Annotated in this window: 15 protein-coding genes; 2 read left to right on the top strand and 13 right to left on the bottom strand. The window is 64.3% G+C overall.

Annotated elements, in window-relative coordinates; genetic code table 11:
• Positions 1-10 precede the first annotated feature (10 nt).
• The 3 genes from AC1RR3_RS13240 to AC1RR3_RS13230 form a co-directional block, all read right to left on the bottom strand.
• Positions 11-838: a 3-oxoadipate:acetyl-CoA acetyltransferase gene (locus AC1RR3_RS13240; RefSeq protein WP_492823097.1), complete on the bottom strand. Its 828-nt coding sequence runs from the start codon at positions 836-838 to the stop codon at positions 11-13.
• A 137-nt stretch (positions 839-975) separates the two neighbouring features.
• Positions 976-2364 (bottom strand): MFS transporter, encoded by a 1389-nt coding sequence (locus tag AC1RR3_RS13235; protein ID WP_492823095.1) that lies wholly within the window; start codon positions 2362-2364, stop codon positions 976-978.
• A gap of 276 nt (positions 2365-2640) precedes the next feature.
• Positions 2641-3687 (bottom strand): Rieske 2Fe-2S domain-containing protein, encoded by a 1047-nt coding sequence (locus tag AC1RR3_RS13230; protein WP_492823093.1) that lies wholly within the window; start codon positions 3685-3687, stop codon positions 2641-2643.
• 287 nt (positions 3688-3974) lie between these two features.
• Between AC1RR3_RS13230 and allE the strand changes: the two genes are divergently transcribed.
• On the top strand, positions 3975-4772 hold the full coding sequence (gene allE, locus AC1RR3_RS13225) for a (S)-ureidoglycine aminohydrolase (protein WP_492823091.1): 798 nt from the start codon (positions 3975-3977) through the stop codon (positions 4770-4772).
• Positions 4773-4805: 33 nt separating this feature from the next.
• On the opposite strand, the gene AC1RR3_RS13220 is transcribed toward allE, so the two are convergent.
• The 3 genes from AC1RR3_RS13220 to AC1RR3_RS13210 are packed head-to-tail and all read right to left on the bottom strand — an operon-like array spanning position 4806 to position 8769.
• Positions 4806-5237: a RidA family protein gene (locus tag AC1RR3_RS13220; protein WP_492823089.1), complete on the bottom strand. Its 432-nt coding sequence runs from the start codon at positions 5235-5237 to the stop codon at positions 4806-4808.
• A gap of 18 nt (positions 5238-5255) precedes the next feature.
• On the bottom strand, positions 5256-6434 hold the full coding sequence (locus AC1RR3_RS13215) for an acyl-CoA dehydrogenase family protein (RefSeq protein ID WP_492823087.1): 1179 nt from the start codon (positions 6432-6434) through the stop codon (positions 5256-5258).
• Positions 6435-6450: 16 nt separating this feature from the next.
• Positions 6451-8769: a bifunctional salicylyl-CoA 5-hydroxylase/oxidoreductase gene (locus tag AC1RR3_RS13210; protein WP_492823085.1), complete on the bottom strand. Its 2319-nt coding sequence runs from the start codon at positions 8767-8769 to the stop codon at positions 6451-6453.
• Between the two features lie 453 nt (positions 8770-9222).
• Between AC1RR3_RS13210 and AC1RR3_RS13205 the strand changes: the two genes are divergently transcribed.
• Positions 9223-9567 (top strand): MarR family winged helix-turn-helix transcriptional regulator, encoded by a 345-nt coding sequence (locus AC1RR3_RS13205; protein WP_492823083.1) that lies wholly within the window; start codon positions 9223-9225, stop codon positions 9565-9567.
• A gap of 9 nt (positions 9568-9576) precedes the next feature.
• Here the strand turns inward: AC1RR3_RS13205 and AC1RR3_RS13200 are convergent, their stop codons facing one another.
• From AC1RR3_RS13200 to AC1RR3_RS13170, 7 genes are read right to left on the bottom strand one after another with little or no spacing between them, the layout of a single operon-like run.
• Complete coding sequence (locus AC1RR3_RS13200) at positions 9577-11214, bottom strand: ATP-dependent acyl-CoA ligase (protein WP_492823081.1); 1638 nt, start codon at positions 11212-11214, stop codon at positions 9577-9579.
• A 9-nt stretch (positions 11215-11223) separates the two neighbouring features.
• Positions 11224-12381 (bottom strand): ABC transporter substrate-binding protein, encoded by a 1158-nt coding sequence (locus AC1RR3_RS13195; RefSeq protein WP_492823079.1) that lies wholly within the window; start codon positions 12379-12381, stop codon positions 11224-11226.
• 57 nt (positions 12382-12438) lie between these two features.
• A complete protein-coding gene (locus AC1RR3_RS13190; RefSeq protein ID WP_492823077.1) occupies positions 12439-13221 on the bottom strand; it encodes a cyclase family protein in 783 nt (260 codons plus the stop codon).
• 35 nt (positions 13222-13256) lie between these two features.
• Positions 13257-14498 carry an SDR family NAD(P)-dependent oxidoreductase gene (locus tag AC1RR3_RS13185; RefSeq protein WP_492823075.1) on the bottom strand — a complete coding sequence of 414 codons (1242 nt, stop codon included), beginning with the start codon at positions 14496-14498 and terminating at the stop codon, positions 13257-13259.
• Positions 14495-15673 carry a thiolase family protein gene (locus tag AC1RR3_RS13180; protein WP_492823073.1) on the bottom strand — a complete coding sequence of 393 codons (1179 nt, stop codon included), beginning with the start codon at positions 15671-15673 and terminating at the stop codon, positions 14495-14497. The genes AC1RR3_RS13185 and AC1RR3_RS13180 overlap by 4 nt, the downstream gene beginning before the upstream one ends.
• A 25-nt stretch (positions 15674-15698) precedes the next feature.
• Entirely contained in the window at positions 15699-16127 is a 429-nt protein-coding gene (locus AC1RR3_RS13175) for an organic hydroperoxide resistance protein (protein ID WP_492823071.1), read from the bottom strand.
• 30 nt (positions 16128-16157) lie between these two features.
• Positions 16158-16940, bottom strand: coding sequence for an aspartate/glutamate racemase family protein (locus tag AC1RR3_RS13170; protein ID WP_492823069.1), 783 nt, complete (start codon positions 16938-16940; stop codon positions 16158-16160).
• Positions 16941-17016 lie beyond the last annotated feature (76 nt).

The following is a 17016-nucleotide window of genomic DNA, read 5'->3' as shown; positions in this document are numbered from 1 at the left end:
GCAGTAGCCCCTACCCCGCGAGCCCGAGCAGGGATCGCGCCTCGGCCGCGGTCGCGACGCGCCGGCCGTGGCGCGCGACGGCCTCGCCGGCGATGGTCACGAGCTCCGCATTGCTGGCGGCGAGGCGCGTCTTGTCGATCCTGATATTGTCCTCGAGCCCGGTGCGAACCGCATCGGCGCCACGCGCAAGCGCCCAGCCCATGACCTCGGCCTGATGGCGTCCGATCCCGGCCGCCGTCCACGTCGCTTTCGGGATCAGCCGCCTCAACTCTCCGAGGAGGATGTCGAGGACATGCTCGTCGGCCGGCATCGCGTTCTTGACGCCCATCACGAACTGCACGTGCGGACATGTGTCCATCAGCCCCGCCTCAATCAGACGGCGGGCACCGTGCAGATGCGACAGATCGAAGATCTCGATCTCCGGCCGGATGCCGTTCGCCTTCATGCCGGTGGCAAGGGTCTCGACCAGAGCGGCACTGTTCTCGTAGACGATGGTCGGAAAGTTCACTGATCCCGTCGACAGCGAGGCCATGTCGGGCTTCAGATAGAGCGACGATCCCCGCGCCGAGGGATCGCGGCCGCGCCCGCCGGTCGAGAACTGAACGATCATTCGATGACAATGTTTTTTGATCCCCTCCTGCACCAGCGCAAAGCGCGCGGGATCGGAGGACGGCGTCTCGTCGTCGTTGCGAACATGGATATGGGCGAGCGTGGCGCCGGCTTCGAAGGCCTGGTGCGTCGACTCGATCTGTTCGGACGGCAGAATCGGGACCGCGGGATTGTCTTTCTTGCGCGGAACGGAGCCGGTGATGGCGACGGCAACGACGACGGGGTTCATTCAGCAACCTCATGATGATCGCGCTCGCGCGCACAGAGTTCGAGCAGGCTGTCGCGTCACGCGTCGAGCCTTGTCATGCGTGGAGCCTTGCCGCTGCAACCATCATCGATCGCAGCGGCGGCTTCCTTGCGTTTCCGTCAGGTCGGAATTGCGGCCGCACCGCTCGCCGCCTCCGCGCGCTGCCGCTCATAGTCGGCCCGCGGCATCGGAACGGCCTTGGGATTGCCGAGATCGTCGATGCTGACGCGATAGGTTTCCCGGGCCGTGACAGCCGCCAGGGCCGCGATGACAGTGATGCCGAAGGCGATCGCCCCCACCGTCAAGGGAATGTTGGGCGAACCGGGAGGCGCCACGATCGCAAACAGCGCCGGAAGCAACGCGGTGATGGTCGTGCCGATGTTCTGCGAGATCGCCATTGCCGACACACGGGTGCGGGTCGGAAACAGCTCGGGGTAGAAGCTCGGGAAGATCGCGTTGTAGCCCTGATAGACCACGCCCCACATCAGCAGCGACAGCAGGATCGCCAGCGGCACGTTCCTGATGCTGATGGCATAGAGATAGCCGAAGGCGAGCAGGCCGGAGAGCAGCGCGCCCACGATGATCGGAGGCTTGCGGCCGACCTTGTCGGAGAGATGGCCGACGAACGGAATGACGAACACGGCCAGCATGTTTCCGAGCACCGGGATCCAGAGATAGACGTCCTTGGCAAAGCCGATGCCATAGGCCGGCTGCACCGCGTAGGCCGCACCGAAGATGGTCGCAACCACGGGAATGACGTTCATCAGCGCCATGCAGATGACCCTGAGCATGTCGCGCCAGCTCAGCTTGATGGCCTGGACGATGGGCGCCCGCGGCGTTTCTCCCCGCTCGCCCTCGCGGGCAAAGGCCGGGGTCTCGTCGACTTCGCGGCGAATGATGTAGCCCGCGATGATGACGAAGAAGGACAGCAGGAACGGAATGCGCCAGCCCCAGCTGTTGAAGGCCTCGGTCGGCATATAGGCCGCCAGCGGCAGGAAGACGGCGGCGGCGAGAATTTGTCCGGCCTGCACGCCCTGGAGCGCAAAGCTTGCGTAAAAGCCGCGCCGGCCGAACGGCGCGTGCTCCAGAATCATCGAGCTCGCGCCGGAGATTTCGCCGGCCACGGCAAATCCCTGCACGAGGCGCAGGATGACGAGCAGGATCGGTGCGAGGATGCCGACCTGCTGATAGGTCGGCAGGATACCCACCGCCATGGTCGAGATGCCCATCAGGAACATGCAGACGATGAGAACGGTCTTGCGGCCATGGGTGTCGCCCCAATGTCCGAGGACGAAGGCGCCGATCGGACGCGCCACATAGCCGACGCCATAGGTCGCCAGCGACGCGACGATGGCGACGGTGGGATTCTCCGACGGGAAGAAGATTTGCGGGAAGATCAGCGAGGCGGCAGTCGCGTAGATGAAGAAGTCATAATATTCGAGAGCCGACCCGATCCAGCCGCTGGCAGCAGCCTTCCTGGACTGACTCATGTGTTGGATCGCGGTCATCTGAAAATTCCTCCACTGGGTTTTCTGACGTCCCGTTGACGGGCTTCGCTGGAAATTGGGCAGCACTCTCCGCGCGCTCTGCAGAGTTTCCGCAAGCGTTTGTCACTGCCGACAGGTGTCTGATTGATCGCGACAATAGGCTATCGCCGGGCTAACACAATTACCCAGTTATGCGATAAACCTAACATGATGTTATTTTACGCGGTGGACGTTTGAGCGCCGCCGCACTCAAAGTGCCGTCTTCAACGTCACGCGCATTGCGCTTCGCCCGATCACTCAGTTTGCGACCGCGCCCTCGTCCGCCGGCTCTTGCGCGCGATCCGGCATGGGTCCCTCACCCGCCAAGGCACGAATCCAGCGGCGATACTCCACACCGAGAAGATCGCTTCTCAGGTGAATCTCGTCCTTGGGATGAAGCGGCAAAGTCTTCGGGCGTTGCGACTCGACGATCACGCGATCCTGCTCGTACACCTTGTCCATGCGCGACACGATCTGCTCGGCGCGAACATCAAAGCCATAATTGACGGCGGCGGTCAGATGCAGCACGCAATTTTCCAGATCGACCGGCGTGACGGCGAGGAACGTGCAGAAGCGCTCAACCTCGCCGGTCTCCTTGTTGAAATAGGCCGTCGTCGGGCGGAAGCAGTAGTATCGATAGACCGCATTGATCGGAATGCCGCGATGATCGCCGTACGGCTGAAACAAGGTGATCTCGCTCGTGCGCAAACCTTCATCCGTCAACGCGACATCGTAATCCACGAGCTCGTCAGGATCATCGGGGTTGCCATTGAGGTTGGCGTGCACGAACGGAAAGTGCGCGGGGTCGAGGAAGTTCTCCACGGCGCGAAGGGCGTTTGCTTTGTAGTAATACGGCCCGGCCTGGACCTTGCGATAGGTCGCATCCTCCCAAACGGGAAACGGAGGAACAGCGGCGACGGGATTGCCCATGCAGACCCAGATGTATCCATACCGCTCGACCGCGTGATGGCGGTATGCCGTGGCTCGGCTCGTCGGCCGGGTCGTCGGATGGGCCGGGTAACGGCGGCAGGCTCCATCGCTGCCGTATTCCCAGCCGTGGTAGGGGCAGACGACGCAACCGTCCTTCACCCAGCCGAGCGACAAGCGCGCACCGCGATGACGGCAATAGTCCTTCCAGGCATGAACCTCGCCGTCATGGCGCCACAGGATGATATCCTCGCCAAGCAGGCGCGCCGGCACGATGGCGCCTTCCACGACCTCCTCGCTCCGGCGGACCACGTGCCATTCGTTGACGATGGCGCGATAGTCGGCCCTCTCAATGTCCCAGGTTGACGCGATCACCATGACCTCACCTCACTCGCCTTTGGTCCTGCCGGACAGGGCGTCATCACTCATGCGGTCGCGCGGAGTGACAGGTGGGCTTCCTCCTCTCCCGCAACTCATGCTTGAAGGACTAAATACAACCTCTGAATGCTTACACGTCAACCAGAATATGGCGGATGGCCGGCCGCCGTTGCGGTACATCTCGCTCTCATCTATCAAACTGAAGAAGCCGGTTTAAACAGAACCACATTCGCCCGCGTCGCAACGTTCCGGTCTTCCGCTGTTGCGAGTTGACCAAGGACTCCCAGATGCACCCCACCGATCTGCCTGCCCAACCCGGCGTCGTTCGTCCTGGTGCGATCGGCCACAGCCGCGCGGTCGTCGGCCGCAATTTCGCGTTCATGCCGCCTGAAGGCGTGTTGAAGAGCCGGCTGCCGGCGTGGTCGTCCACGACTGTGCGTTTTCTGGCGGCGCCGACGCTCGGAGCCGAGTTTGCCCAGTTCATGCTGGAAATCGAGCCCTCGGGCGGCACCGCCAAGCCGATCTGCGTGGATCTTCAGCATTTCTTCTACGTCGTGACGGGAGCCGTCGACATCAGCGTCGGCACCGAAGCCCCGACCTCACTGACGTCAGGCGGCTTTGCCTATGTGCCGCCGGGCACCTCTTTCACGATGCACTGCCATCCCGCTGCGCCCGCTCGCGTCATCGCGGTCAAGAAACGTTATGAAACAGCTGAAGGCATCGCGACACCGCCTGTTGTCATCGGTCAGCAGCAATCGATGCCGATGACGAACCATACCGGACTACAGGGGCGCGGCTTCAAGCACCTGCTGCCGATGGGCGATCTGCGATTCGATTTCGAGATGAACCTGATGTTCTTCCAACCCGGCGTCTGTTTTCCAGCGGTCGAGACCCACATCATGGAGCACGGATTGCTCATGCTGGAGGGCCAGGGCTTGTATTATCTCGGCGACAGCTGGCACGAGATCTGGGTCGACGACTTCATCTGGATGGGATCGTTCTGTCCGCAGCAATTCTATCCCACCGGCTCGAACCAGTCGGTCTATCTCCTGTACAAGAACGTCAACCGGGATGTCGTCCTCTGACAATGGCCGCGGCGTTGCCGGTCACCGCCCTCGTCAGCGCGGGATGACGGCCGTCGCCTCGATCTCGACGCGCGCGGATGGCTCGACGAGACGCACGATCTGCACCAGCGCCATGCTGGGGTAATGGGTGCCGATGACCTCGCGGTAGGCTTTGCCAAGCGCTTTCAGATTCGACACGTACTCGTCCATGTCGACGACGTACCAGGTCAGGCGCACGAGATGGTCCGGACGCGCGCCTCCCTCTGCCAGGATCGCGACGATGTTTTCGAGCGCCTGCCGGACCTGCGCGACAAATCCATCAGCAAACCGCCCGGCGACGTCCCAGCCGACGACACCACCCGTCACGACCAGGCGTCCCTCGGCCATGATGCCGTTGGCATACCCCTTCGGCTGCGGCCAGCCGCTGGGCTGAAGCACTTGCAAACCGCTGGTCGCGCCGGCGTCCGGCTTTGTCATCGTACTCATGTCGAATTCTCAATCCTCTCAGCGCGGCTTCAGGAGATCGCGCGCGACAATCAGTTTCTGGACCTCGGTCGCGCCCTCGTAGATGCGCAGCGCCCGGATTTCGCGGTAGAGGCTTTCGACGATCTCGCCCTTGCGCACGCCGCGGCCGCCGAACATCTGGACAGCGCGGTCGATGACGCGCTGCGCGGTCTCGGTGGCGGTCAGCTTCGCCATGGCAGCTTCGCGCGTCGTCGGAAGTTTTTGGACGTCGCGGCGCCAGGCCGCGCGGTAGGTCAGAAGCGCGGCGGCGTCGGTGTCGGTCGCCATGTCGCCGAGCGCGGCCTGGGTCAGTTGGAGATCGCCGAGCGTCGCACCGAACATGTGCCGGCTGCGCGCGTGCGACAGGGCTTCGTCGAGCGCCCGCCGGGCAAAACCGAGGGCAGCGGCCGCAACCGATGCGCGGAAAATATCAAGAGTCTGCATCGCAAGCTTGAACCCGCCACCGGGCGCGCCGAGGCGACGGCTCGCCGGGATCCGGCAATTGGTAAAGCGCAACGTCGCCAGCGGATGCGGCGCGATGACGTCGATGCGCTCGGCAATGCTGAAGCCGGGATCATCGGGAAAGACGACGAAGGCCGAGATGCCACGGGCGCCCGGCGCCTCGCCGGTTCGCGCAAACAGCGTGTAGACGTCGGCAATGCCGCCGTTGGAGATCCAGGTCTTCTCGCCGTCGATGACGTAGTCGTTGCCGTCGGCGCGCGCGGTGCAGGACATCGCCGCGACATCCGATCCTGCCTCCTTCTCCGACAGCGCGAAGGCCGCGAGCCATTCGCCGGAGCGAACTTTGGGCAGCACGGCCTTGCGCAGTTCCGCCGAGCCGCCGAGCGCGATCGCGCCGGAGCCAAGGCCCTGCATGGCGAAGGCGAAATCGGCGAGGCCGTCGGCGTAGGCCAGCGACTCGCGCGACAGGCAGATCGAGCGGGAATCGATCGTGGTCGCATCGCCGTCGGGCGCCGCAACCGCGCAATCGAGCACCCCCGCCTCGCCCATCGCGCGCACCAGCTTGCGGCAGGCGCCATCGACATCGTCGTGATCGATTGTGTCGAGCACTCCCGACTCGACGAAGCGGTCAAGCCGCTCACCAATCGTGTGGTGGCGCTGTTCGAAGAACGGCCAGTCCAGCCAGTCGCGCTTGATGACCTTTGCAACGGAGCTCATCCGATCCCTCCTCCGCTCACTGCGCGGCTGCCGCGGCAGCGCGCGCCAGATTGCTTTCGTATTGCCCCTTGGCGGACAGATATTGCTTCGGCCACTCCACCTTGGTGATGCCGATGCGCGCGGCTTCGTGCAGCGTCCAGGCCGGGTCGGCCAGATGCGGCCGCGCAATGGCGCAGAGGTCGGCGCGGCCGGCCGCGAGGATCGAGTTGGCGTGATCGGCCTCGGAGATCGCACCGACTGCGATCGTCTCGATGCCGACCTCGTTGCGGATCAAATCGGCGAACGGCGTCTGGAACAGACGTCCATAGATCGGCCGCTCCTCCTTCCAGACCTGCCCCGAGGAGCAATCGATCACGTCGGCGCCTGCCTCCTTGAACATCGCGGCGAAGATCGCCGCATCGGCCGGAATGTTGCCGCCTTCGGTCCAGTCATGGCACGACAGGCGCACCGACATCGGCCGATCCGACGGCCACACCGCGCGCATCGACTTGAACACTTCCAGCGGAAAGCGTGCGCGGTTCTCGTGGCTGCCGCCGTATTCGTCCGTGCGCCGGTTGGTCAGCGGCGACAGGAAGCTCGACAGCAAATAGCCGTGGGCGCAATGCAGCTCGAGCCACTCGACGCCGGCGGCAGCGGCACGGTGTGTCGCCGCGACGAAATCGTCGCGCACGCGGTCCATGTCGCTACGGTCCATCGCCCGCGGCAGCTGGCTGTGCGGCAGATACGGCAAGGCCGAGGCCGAGATCAGCGGCCAATCTCCTGAAGCCAGCGGCTGATCGATTCCTTCCCAGGGCACCCGGGTCGCGCCCTTCCGTCCGGCATGGCCGAGCTGGATGCCGACCTTGGCGTGCCCCAGGCTGTGGATCAGATCGACCAGCCGGCGCCATTGCGCGGCTTGCGCATCGTTCCAGAGCCCGAGGCAGCCCGGCGTGATCCGCGCATCCGGCGAAACGCAGGTCATCTCGGCAAAGACCAGCGCGGCGCCGCCCATGGCGCGCGCGCCGAGATGAGCGATGTGGAAATCGTCGATGAGCCCGTCCTGCGCCGAATACATCGCCATCGGCGAGACCATGATGCGGTTCGCAAGCGAAAGGCCGCGCACACGGTGCGGCGTCAGCATCGGCGGCGGCACCCGCTCGCCGTCCTTGACGGCGATGCCCGAGCGTTCGGCGAACCAGCGCTCAAAACCTTCCAGCCAGGTGCGATCGCGCAGGCGCAGGTTTTCGTGGCTGATGCGCTGGGAGCGTGTCAGCATCGAATAGAAGAATTGCGGCGGCTCGAGCGTGTCGGCATAGCGCCGGCCGACCACCTCGAACCATTCCATGGCGTTGCGCGCCGCATTCTGGATGCGTGCCACATCGACACGGCGAACTTCCTCGTAGGCGTCGAGCACGGTCTCGATGCTGTCACGACCGTGACCATGGCGATCGAACTGGTTGGCCAGCTCGATGGCGTCGTCGAGCGCGAGCTTGGTGCCGGAGCCGATGGCGAAATGCGCGGTGTGCGCGGCGTCGCCCATCAGCACGACATGGGACTTGCCGTTGAACACGCTCCATTTGCCGCAGATCAGGCGGCTGAAATTGAGCCAGGCCGAACCGCGCAGATGGCGGGCGTTGGTCAGGAGCTTCGCGCCATCGAGCGTCTCGGCGAAGATTTTTTCGCAGAACTCGATCGAGCCCTGCTGATCGAGCTCGCCAAGCCCATGGGCATTGTAGGCCTCTTCCGTGGTCTCGACGATGAAGGTCGAGGTCTCCGCATCGAACTTGTAGATATGTGCCTGGAACCAGCCGTGCTCGGTCTTCTGAAAATCGAACGTAAAGGCGTCGAACGCCTTCTTGGTGCCAAGCCAGATGAAGCGGTTCGGCCGGATCACCATGTCGGGCTTGAATTGCTCGGCATAGCGGGCGCGGATCCTGGAATTGACGCCGTCGCAGGCGACGATCAGATCGGCATCCGGAAAATCGAGATCGGACTCGACCTCGCGCTCGAACACGAGCTCGACACCCAGCGCCTCGCAGCGCCTCTGGAGAATGTTGAGCAGATGCTTGCGCCCGATGCCGATGAAGCCGTGGCCGGTCGTGCGCTGGCGCGTCCCCTTGAACACGAGCTCGATATCGTCCCAGTGATTGAAGGCGTCCTCGATCTCGGCCGCGCTCTCGGGATCGGCAAGGCGCATCGCCGACATCATGGCATCGGAGAACACGACCCCCCAACCGAACGTATCGTAGGGCTTGTTGCGCTCGACGACGGTGACGACGTGCTCCGGATGCCGACGCTTCATCAGCAGGCCCAGATAGAGACCGGCCGGGCCGCCGCCGATACAGACTATGCGCATGATCCCTCGCTTTCGCGCGTCGCGCCGTGTGCCGAGCTTTCACCGAAATTATTTTAAGCATAAAATATTTCCTCGGCGCGCGCATTGTCAAGGCGGTTCTGCAAGGACCACGGGCCACAAGCCCGTCTCCACAGCGCCGATCTGGAGATTCAGTGCAAATTGGGCACACCGCAGCGCCGATTCAGGGCCGATCGCGCTCAGCCTTGAATTTACTTTTGGCACGAACTATCTTGCAAGCGTCCACGAGAGCTGCACCAGCTTTCAAATGGCCACGAAGCCCGGGAGATTCGATTGGCACTCGCAAAGGAGTCGACGCCCGTTTCAACCAGGAATGGGGCGGATCAGGAGGCCGAGTACAGGGCTCAAACACGAGTCTGGCTCCGGCTGCTCGCCTGCACGACCCTGATCGAAGGCGAGCTGCGACGCCGGTTTCGCGAAGAGTTCGATTTCACGATGCCCCGCTTCGATGTTCTCGCCCAGCTCGATCGCGAGCCGAGCGGGCTGGTGCTGGGCGAATTGCCCAAGCGCCTGATGGTCTCGGCCGGGAACCTGACGCCGATCGTCGACCGCCTGGTCGAGGACGGATACATCACCCGCACGCCGTCGAACCTCGACCGCCGCGTGCAGATTGTCTGCATGACGGTCGAAGGCCGCAAGACCTTCAGGCGGATGGCCAAGAGCCACGGCGCATGGCTGGCCGAGCTGCTGGCCGATTTCCCGGCGGACCGGTTCGACGGACTGATCGGCGAGCTCGATGAGCTGAAGGGCGCCGTCAGGGACGCTCTGCAAAAACGCTGAGACCGACGGTCAGCGCCGCACCTTCACTCCGGCCGCTTCGCGATCCCACGTATCCGTGGTGACGCCGGCGTCACGCAGGACGCCTTTCTTGATCTTGCCGTTCTCCGTCAGCGGCATCTGGCTCAGAATGCGCACATAGCGCGGAATGGCGAAATAGGCGATCTGGCCTTCGCAATGTCTGACGATGTCGACGGGCTGCAGCGATTGGCCGGGCTCGAGCAGGATAGCGGCCGCAACCTCGTCCTCTCCCAGTTCGGACGGCAGCGGATAGATCGCGCAGGCGGCGACCGCGGGATGGGACTGGATGGTCTGCTCGACCTCCCATGAGGATACGTTCTCGCCACGCCTGCGGATCGAATCCTTCATGCGGTCGATGAAGCGATAGTGCCCGTCAGCATCGCGAACGACCCGATCGCCCGAGTGGAACCACAGATTGCGCCAGGCCTCGACCGTCTTCTCCGGCATGCCGAAATAGCCGGTGGCAAAGGCAAACGGTTCTCCGGCGCGGAGTACGAGTTCGCCGGCCTGCCCGTCAGGAAGCGCTGAATCATTTTCATCGACGATCCGCGCCTCGATGCCGTCGGTCAGATAGCCCATGGTCCCCGGACGATCGGATGGAATCGTGCCGGCGAACACGAAGTTGGTCTCGGTCGAGCCATAGCCGTCGACCAGCGGCACGCCAAAACGTTCGCGGAAAGGACCGTGGATCTGCGGCGGCACGCCGCCGCCGAGCGCAACGCGAAGGCGATGCGTCGAATCATCCGCGCTCTTCGGCTGCGCCAGAAGCATCGACGCCATCGCACCGAGCAGATAGCCGACCGTCGCATTGTGCCGCCGTGCGGCCGCCCAAAAGCCTGAGGCGGAAAATTTCGGCTCCAGCACGTAGGTGCATCCGTTCAGCAGCGCCTGATAGAACGCATTCAGCGCGTTGGTGTGGAACAAGGGCAGCGTCGTGAACAGCACATCGCCCTCGCGAATTCCGAGCGCCCGCGCCGAATAGATCCCCCACCAGAATAGTTGCGCCTGCGGACAGCACACACCCTTCGCAGGCCCCGTGGTGCCCGACGTATAAAGGATCGCAACGGTGTCGCCGGGACGCACGGCCCCCGCCGGAGCCGCGGCTCCCAGCGCCGGCAAATGCACCGCGGAAAGCCTGGCATCGACTGCTCCGGGCTCAGCCCCGATGACCCAGGTCCGAGGCGGCAGCTCGACACCGGCCTCGACGCTCTCGATCGCGATAACGAACTGAGCCTCGACGACGAGGAGCGCGGGACGCGAGTTGCGGAAGATGTGCGAGAGCTGGAAGCCGCGCAGCGCGGTATTGATCGGGACTGCGATGGCCCCGAGCCACGCACAGCCGAGGTAGACCTGTAAGAACTCCGGACGGTTCGAACACATCAGCGCGACCCGATCGCCCGGCTTGATCCCGGCATCGAGCAGCGCCTGGGCCGACGCGGCGGCGATCGCCGCGGTCTGTGCAAAGGTCCAGCGCGTCTCACCCGCGACCAGCAGGATGCGATCGCCGTAGCGCTCGGCCTGCCGCGTGAGGATGGTGGAAAGGATCCGGTCGGATGGCGGAAACGACACTACCGCACGCGCCCAGGCCGGCATCACGTTCTCCCGCACCTCGTTCTCCGTCACGTTCATGCTCCCGACTCAGGGCAACAGCTTGTATTTGCCGTCCTCGATCTGGACCATGATGCGCGAGCGATCGTCGACGCCGTGCCGGTCCGCCGGCGTATAGGTGTAAACGCCCTGCGTCCCCACCACCTCCTTGGTCGTGAACAGCGCCTGACGAAGCGCGGTGCGGAATTCCGGCGAGCCGGGCTTGGCGCCGGTCGCCATCGCGCGCTTGGCGGCATCGGCGAACACCAGCCAGCCGTCGAACGAATAGGACGAGAATGAATCCGTCGGCGCCTCGCCGTTCGCCTTCTCGAACGCCGCGCGGAAATCCAGCGCAACCTTCTGAATCGGATTGCTGGCGGGAAGCTGCTCCGCCGCGGTCACCGGCCCGGTCGGGCAGATGATGCCGTTGGCAGCCTTGCCGGCAAGGCGAAGGAAATCGGAGCTGATCATGCCATGATTGCCGTAGAGCGGCCCTTTGTAGCCGCGCTCGGACAAGGCGATCACCGGCAGCGCACCCGGCGTTCCCGTTCCGCCCAGCATGATCGCATCGGGATGCGCGGCGACGACGCGCAACACCTGCGCTGTAACCGAAGAGTCCGAACGCGCGTAGCGCTCATTGGCGATCACCTTGATGTCCGCCGACTTGGCGGCCTGCACCAGGGACTCGTAGAAGAGGTCGCCTAACGCGTCGGAGAAGCCGATGAACGCGACGCTCTTCAATCCCTTCGCCTTCATGTTGTCGACGATGCCCTGCAACAGCAGCGGCGTCGGTTGCGGCGTCTGCACCACCCAGGGACCGCCCTCGCCCGGCGGCACCGGCGCGATCGGGGACACCGCGACCATCGGAATCTTCATCTCGATGGCCGCAGTCGCCATCGCGAGCGTCTGGGGCGCGCCGGACGTGCCGATCAGGATATCGACCTTTTCCTGCTCGACGAGCTTGCGGGCGTTGCGCGCCGACGCAGTCGGATCGGAGCCGTCGTCGAGCTGGATGACGCGGACCTTCTCGCCACCGATCTCGCCGAGATAGGCCTGACCCGCCGCGATCCCCTTCCCGTTCGGAATTCCAATCGACGACACCGGCCCGCTGAGGCCGGTGACGAATCCGACGAGGATCTCGGCCTGCGCAAGCTGCGGGACGGCAAGAAGCAATGCAGTGGAAGCCAGCAGGCTCTTGATCAAGTTCATGGCACCTGTCTTTCGTGAGAATGTCTTGGTCTGATTGGCAAGCGCCATGGATTCAGTTCAGGTTGACGACACCAGCGCGATGACGCGAAGCGGACTGCCGGAGCCGTTCTGGATCTTCAAGGGTGAGGCCACAATCACCGCACCCGTGGCGGGAAGCTGGTCCAGGTTGCAAAGGCATTGCAGACCATAGCGGCCCGCGCCGTGCAGGAAGTGATGCGCCGGATAAGGCGGCTCGAAATGCCCGGCCTGCCCCGCATCGGTGCCGATGGTCTCGGTGCCGAACCCGATGACGCCGCGCTCCTCCACCAGCCACTTCATGACGGCCGCGTTGGGGCCCGGCGTGTGCGCGCCGTCATCCCTGAGATTGGAATAGTCGCGCCAGCCCTTCTTCGACCAGTCGGTCCGCAGCAGCACCCAGTTCCGTTCGGGGATCCGGCCGTGCGTTGCTTCCCAGGCTTCGACGAGTGGGACAGTCAGGAGGAAATCAGGATCCTGGGCAGCTTGCGCGGAGCAGTCGATGACACAGGCCGGCGCGATCATGTCCTTAGGCGGCATGGTGTCGACGGCATTGTTCGGCAGGTTCTTGCCGGTGAACCAGTGGATCGGCGCATCGAAATGCGTGCCGGTGTGTTCGCCGAACGTGACGTTGTTCCAGTACCAGGCGGGGCCGCGACCGTCGTATCGCGAGATTTCCTGGATGCGGACCGGCGCCGCCTGGCCGAACTCCGGCGGCAGCACGATGACCGGAAAGTCCGGACTGAGCGTAAAGGTCAAATCGACGACGCGCACCGCGCCGGAGGAAATCGCACCCGCCAGCTCCAGGAGATTGTTGCTTTGCATCCTCACGTCCTCCAGCTTGGTTGAAATCCCGCTTCTTACCTGTCGAGCTCGCGTTCGAGCGCTTTCGGATTGGCCGCGAGACGCTGCCGGATCTCTTCGGCGACATCTCCGACATACATCTCCTCTAGGCCGCCTTTGAGCCCCAACACGACCGCCTGCGCGATGGCGCGCGGCGCGACCTTCGGCGGCGGCACGGTCTGGAACCACTCGGTGTCGACGGGCCCAGTGAACAGATTCATCACCCTGACGCCGCCGGGCCTGAGCTCGGCACGAAGGCAATGTGAGAGGGACAGGCACGCCGCTTGCGACGCCGAGTAGGCGCCAAAAGCGGGCCAGTTCGCCAGCGCATAGACCGAGAGAATGTTGACCCACGCGGCACTGTTGTTGATGCCATCGGCACCCCGCATCCGCATGGCGGGGCCAAAGGCCTGCGCGAGGTTGATGAAGCCGAGATAGGCCTGGTCGATCTCGTCCCTCGCAATGCTCGTGCCCCTGCGGTCGAGCAGGCCGCCCGGCCGCACATATTCCGTCGTGTTGACGAGGATATCGACCTTGCCGCCAATGTCGGCGGCGAGATCAGCCACAGATTTTTCGTCGGCTGCGTCGAGGGTCACGATCTCGATCCCGTCCTGACCGCGCAGCCGCTCCTCGCCGGTAAATGGTCGCCACGGCTCGGCAACGCCGACGAACACCGTCTTGGCGCCTGCCGCCTTCAAGGCGGCGACGGCTTCCTGGCCAATCACGCTGCGGCCGTTGGTGACCAGCACGCGCCGGAATTTAGGATCGGCCGTCATTTCCCGCCACTGCTTGTCGTCTGCCATGTTGGGAGTCTCCCCCTCGGGATGGGCAAAGGCCACCGCCTGGCCGCTCTTGTCGAGTTGCAACGACATGCGGACGGCTGCGCCCTCCACGCAGTCGGCATGGAGATGCGCGACGATCGTCGGACCGCAGTCCATCTTGACGAGGCCAATCCGCCAGGGTGCCCGTTCGCGGAAATAGACGTCGCTCGGCACGCGTGCCGTCGTTTCGGCGAGCAGAACGCCTCGTCGTGGCGCATCGACAAACGCAAGGCCGGCTGACAGGCAAGACGGACATGCCTCCCGCGCCGGATAAGTAAAGGCGCCGCAAGCCTCACAGCGTTGCAGCATGAAGCGGCCTTCGGCGGCTGCCCGCGTGAACCCATGCGACGTCCTGCTGCGCGGCCGCGGCGGCGACGCAGGCAGCCGCGTCCGCAGCAGCGGGTTCTTGCGCAGTGGCGGCTTGATCGGCTCGATCATCGCGAAGGCCCTGCAAAGATCGCGGCGCCCGAGGCGAGACCGCGATCATAGTTGATCATACCGAACCCCGAAGCCAAGGCGAGGCTTGCGTTGCTGACCTGCGTCGGGCCTGCAGTCCCCAGAACCTGCCGCAGTCCCTCGACGAGACCGAGATAGGCGCCGGCGGCACCGGCCTGTCCGGCCGAGAGCTGCCCGCCCGAGGTGTTGTGCGGAAAGTCGCCATCGATGGTGAGATCGTGCTGGCGCACGAACTCGGCGCCCTCGCCCTTGTTGCAGAAGCCGAGATCCTCGAACTGCATCATGGTGATGACGGGATAGTCGTCATAAGTCTGCACAACGTCGAGATCATCGGGTTTCACGCCGGCCATCGCATAGAGCTCACCGATGTCCATCGCCCAGCCGCCGCGTACCTGCATCGGATCGTCGGCAAAGGCATTGTGCCGCTCGATCGTCGAGAGAAGTCGCGCGGCCGGCAGCTTAAGCGAGGCCGCGGTTTCTTCGCGCATGACGAGGAACGCTTCCGCGCCGGCGCAGGGCATCACGCAATCGAACAGATGGATCGGATCGGAAATCGGCCGGGCCGCGAGATATTGTTCGAGCGTCAGCGGCGCCTTCATCAGCGCATGCGGATTGCGCAAGGCATTGGCGCGCTGGGCAACGGCGATCCTGCCGACGTCCTCGCGCGTGACCTCGAAGGTCCGCATGTAGTTGCGCGCGATCAGCGCGAAGCTCGCATTGGCGCCGCCCGCACCATAGGGATAAACGGCGTCCTGGTTGAAGCGCGAAAAATTCTCCAGCGTCAGCCTGAACGAATCGACATGATTGGTATCGCCTGCGACGCACGCCACGATGTCGGCGTCACGCGCCTGAACCGCGCGCGCCGCCTTTCGTAAGCCAGCGATGGCGCTGGCGCCACCGAGCGGGATCGTATCCAGCCATCGCACGCAGAGCCCAAAATGTTGCGTCAGTCCCACCCCGCTGTCAGTGCCCATGGTGAAGCTGGAGACGCACAGGCCGTCGATGTCGGACGCCTTGATGCCGGCCTGTGCGACAAGCGCGCTGAGCGCACGGCCGATCCACCATTGCGCGCTTTCGATGGAGTAGCGCACATAGGGAATCGTGACGGGCGCCGCAATCACGACGCCATCATACGGTGTGCGCAAGGTATTGGTCACCGACCGCCCGCCATGTTCATCCGCCTCAGACCACCGTCAGTTTCACGGCAATATTGCCACGGGTTGCGTTCGAATAGGGGCAACGCTCGTGCGCGCCGGCCACGACCTCTTCGGCCATTGATGTCTCGACACCGGGCAGATTGACCTTCAATTCTACAGCGAGCGCGTATCCGACAGGAACCGGCCCCATCGCAACCTTTGCGGTCACGGATGGCTCAGCGGAGGGCACCACCTTTCGTGTTCGCGCGACGAGCTTGACCGCGCCGAGAAAGCACGCGGCATAGCCGGCCGCAAAGAGCTGCTCCGGATTGGTGCCGTCGCCGCCGGGGCCGCCCATCGATTTCGGCAAGGACAGCGACACCGACAAGAGGCCGTCGGCGCTGGCAGCCTTGCCATCCCGACCTCCGGTCGCCGTCACCTCGGTCTCGTACAGGATCTTTTCGGGAGTCATCATGATTTGGTCTCCAAGAACAGTTTCCCAGGACTAGCGGCTGTTGCGGGCAAGCAGCGCGCGAAAATCAGCGCGCGCCTGGGGACTGGCCCGCTTGAAGCTCGGTCCGCGGCTGGGTTCGGTACCGTTGAGCTGCCGGAGCTGCACCCACATCTCGGCGCTCTTCAGCGCCACGGCCGCGCAGTTGACCACCGGCGCGTGTCCGACCTTCAGGCCGTGCTCCCTGCCGATCAGGAGGCCAGGCAATACGCCGGCCGGGATCACGACGTCGGCGCCACGCTCGACCAGCGGAAGGGCGCAGGCGACGAAATCCTCGATCATGCGGGCTTGCGCGGCATGGTCGCCGGCGAACGCATCGGCAAAATCCTCCGGCTTGCAGCCAAGACCTGTCACGTGGACCACCCGGCCGCCGAGTCCGTAACGCTCGGCCTGCTCGTAGTGCCAGACCTCGAAGACGGGATCGAGCGTCACGAGGCCCAATCGCCGGCCGAGCTGCGAGGCCGCCAGCAGCGTCGCCTCGCCGGTCCCGATCACGGGGATGTCGAGCGCCGAGCGCAGCTCGTAGAGTCCGGGATCCTGGAAATGTCCCATGACGAAGGCGTCGAACCCGCCCTCCTCGGCCGCGATGCCGTTGTCGATCGCCTGGACGGCGCAGCGCAATTCCGCGAGCCGTCCGAACTCCCGGTCCGGCGGCGTAATGCCCTCGACGTGAACCGTCGTGCCTGGTGCAGCGATGTTGTTGAGGTACTCCGACAGCCGCGCCATGTAGGGCGCGTTCACGCTCGCATCAACGAAGCTCTGCCAGAAGATGCGCATCGTCCTGCTCCTCAAGCGGTGGTCGGAGGATCGGTCGTCGGCTGCCGATGAATATATTTCAACCATAAACTAATTC

This window comes from Bradyrhizobium sp. GW821-FHT13H05, from assembly GCF_058804065.1.
Note: the sequence above shows the minus strand (reverse complement) of the source record. Positions and strands in the feature narration are given on the sequence as shown.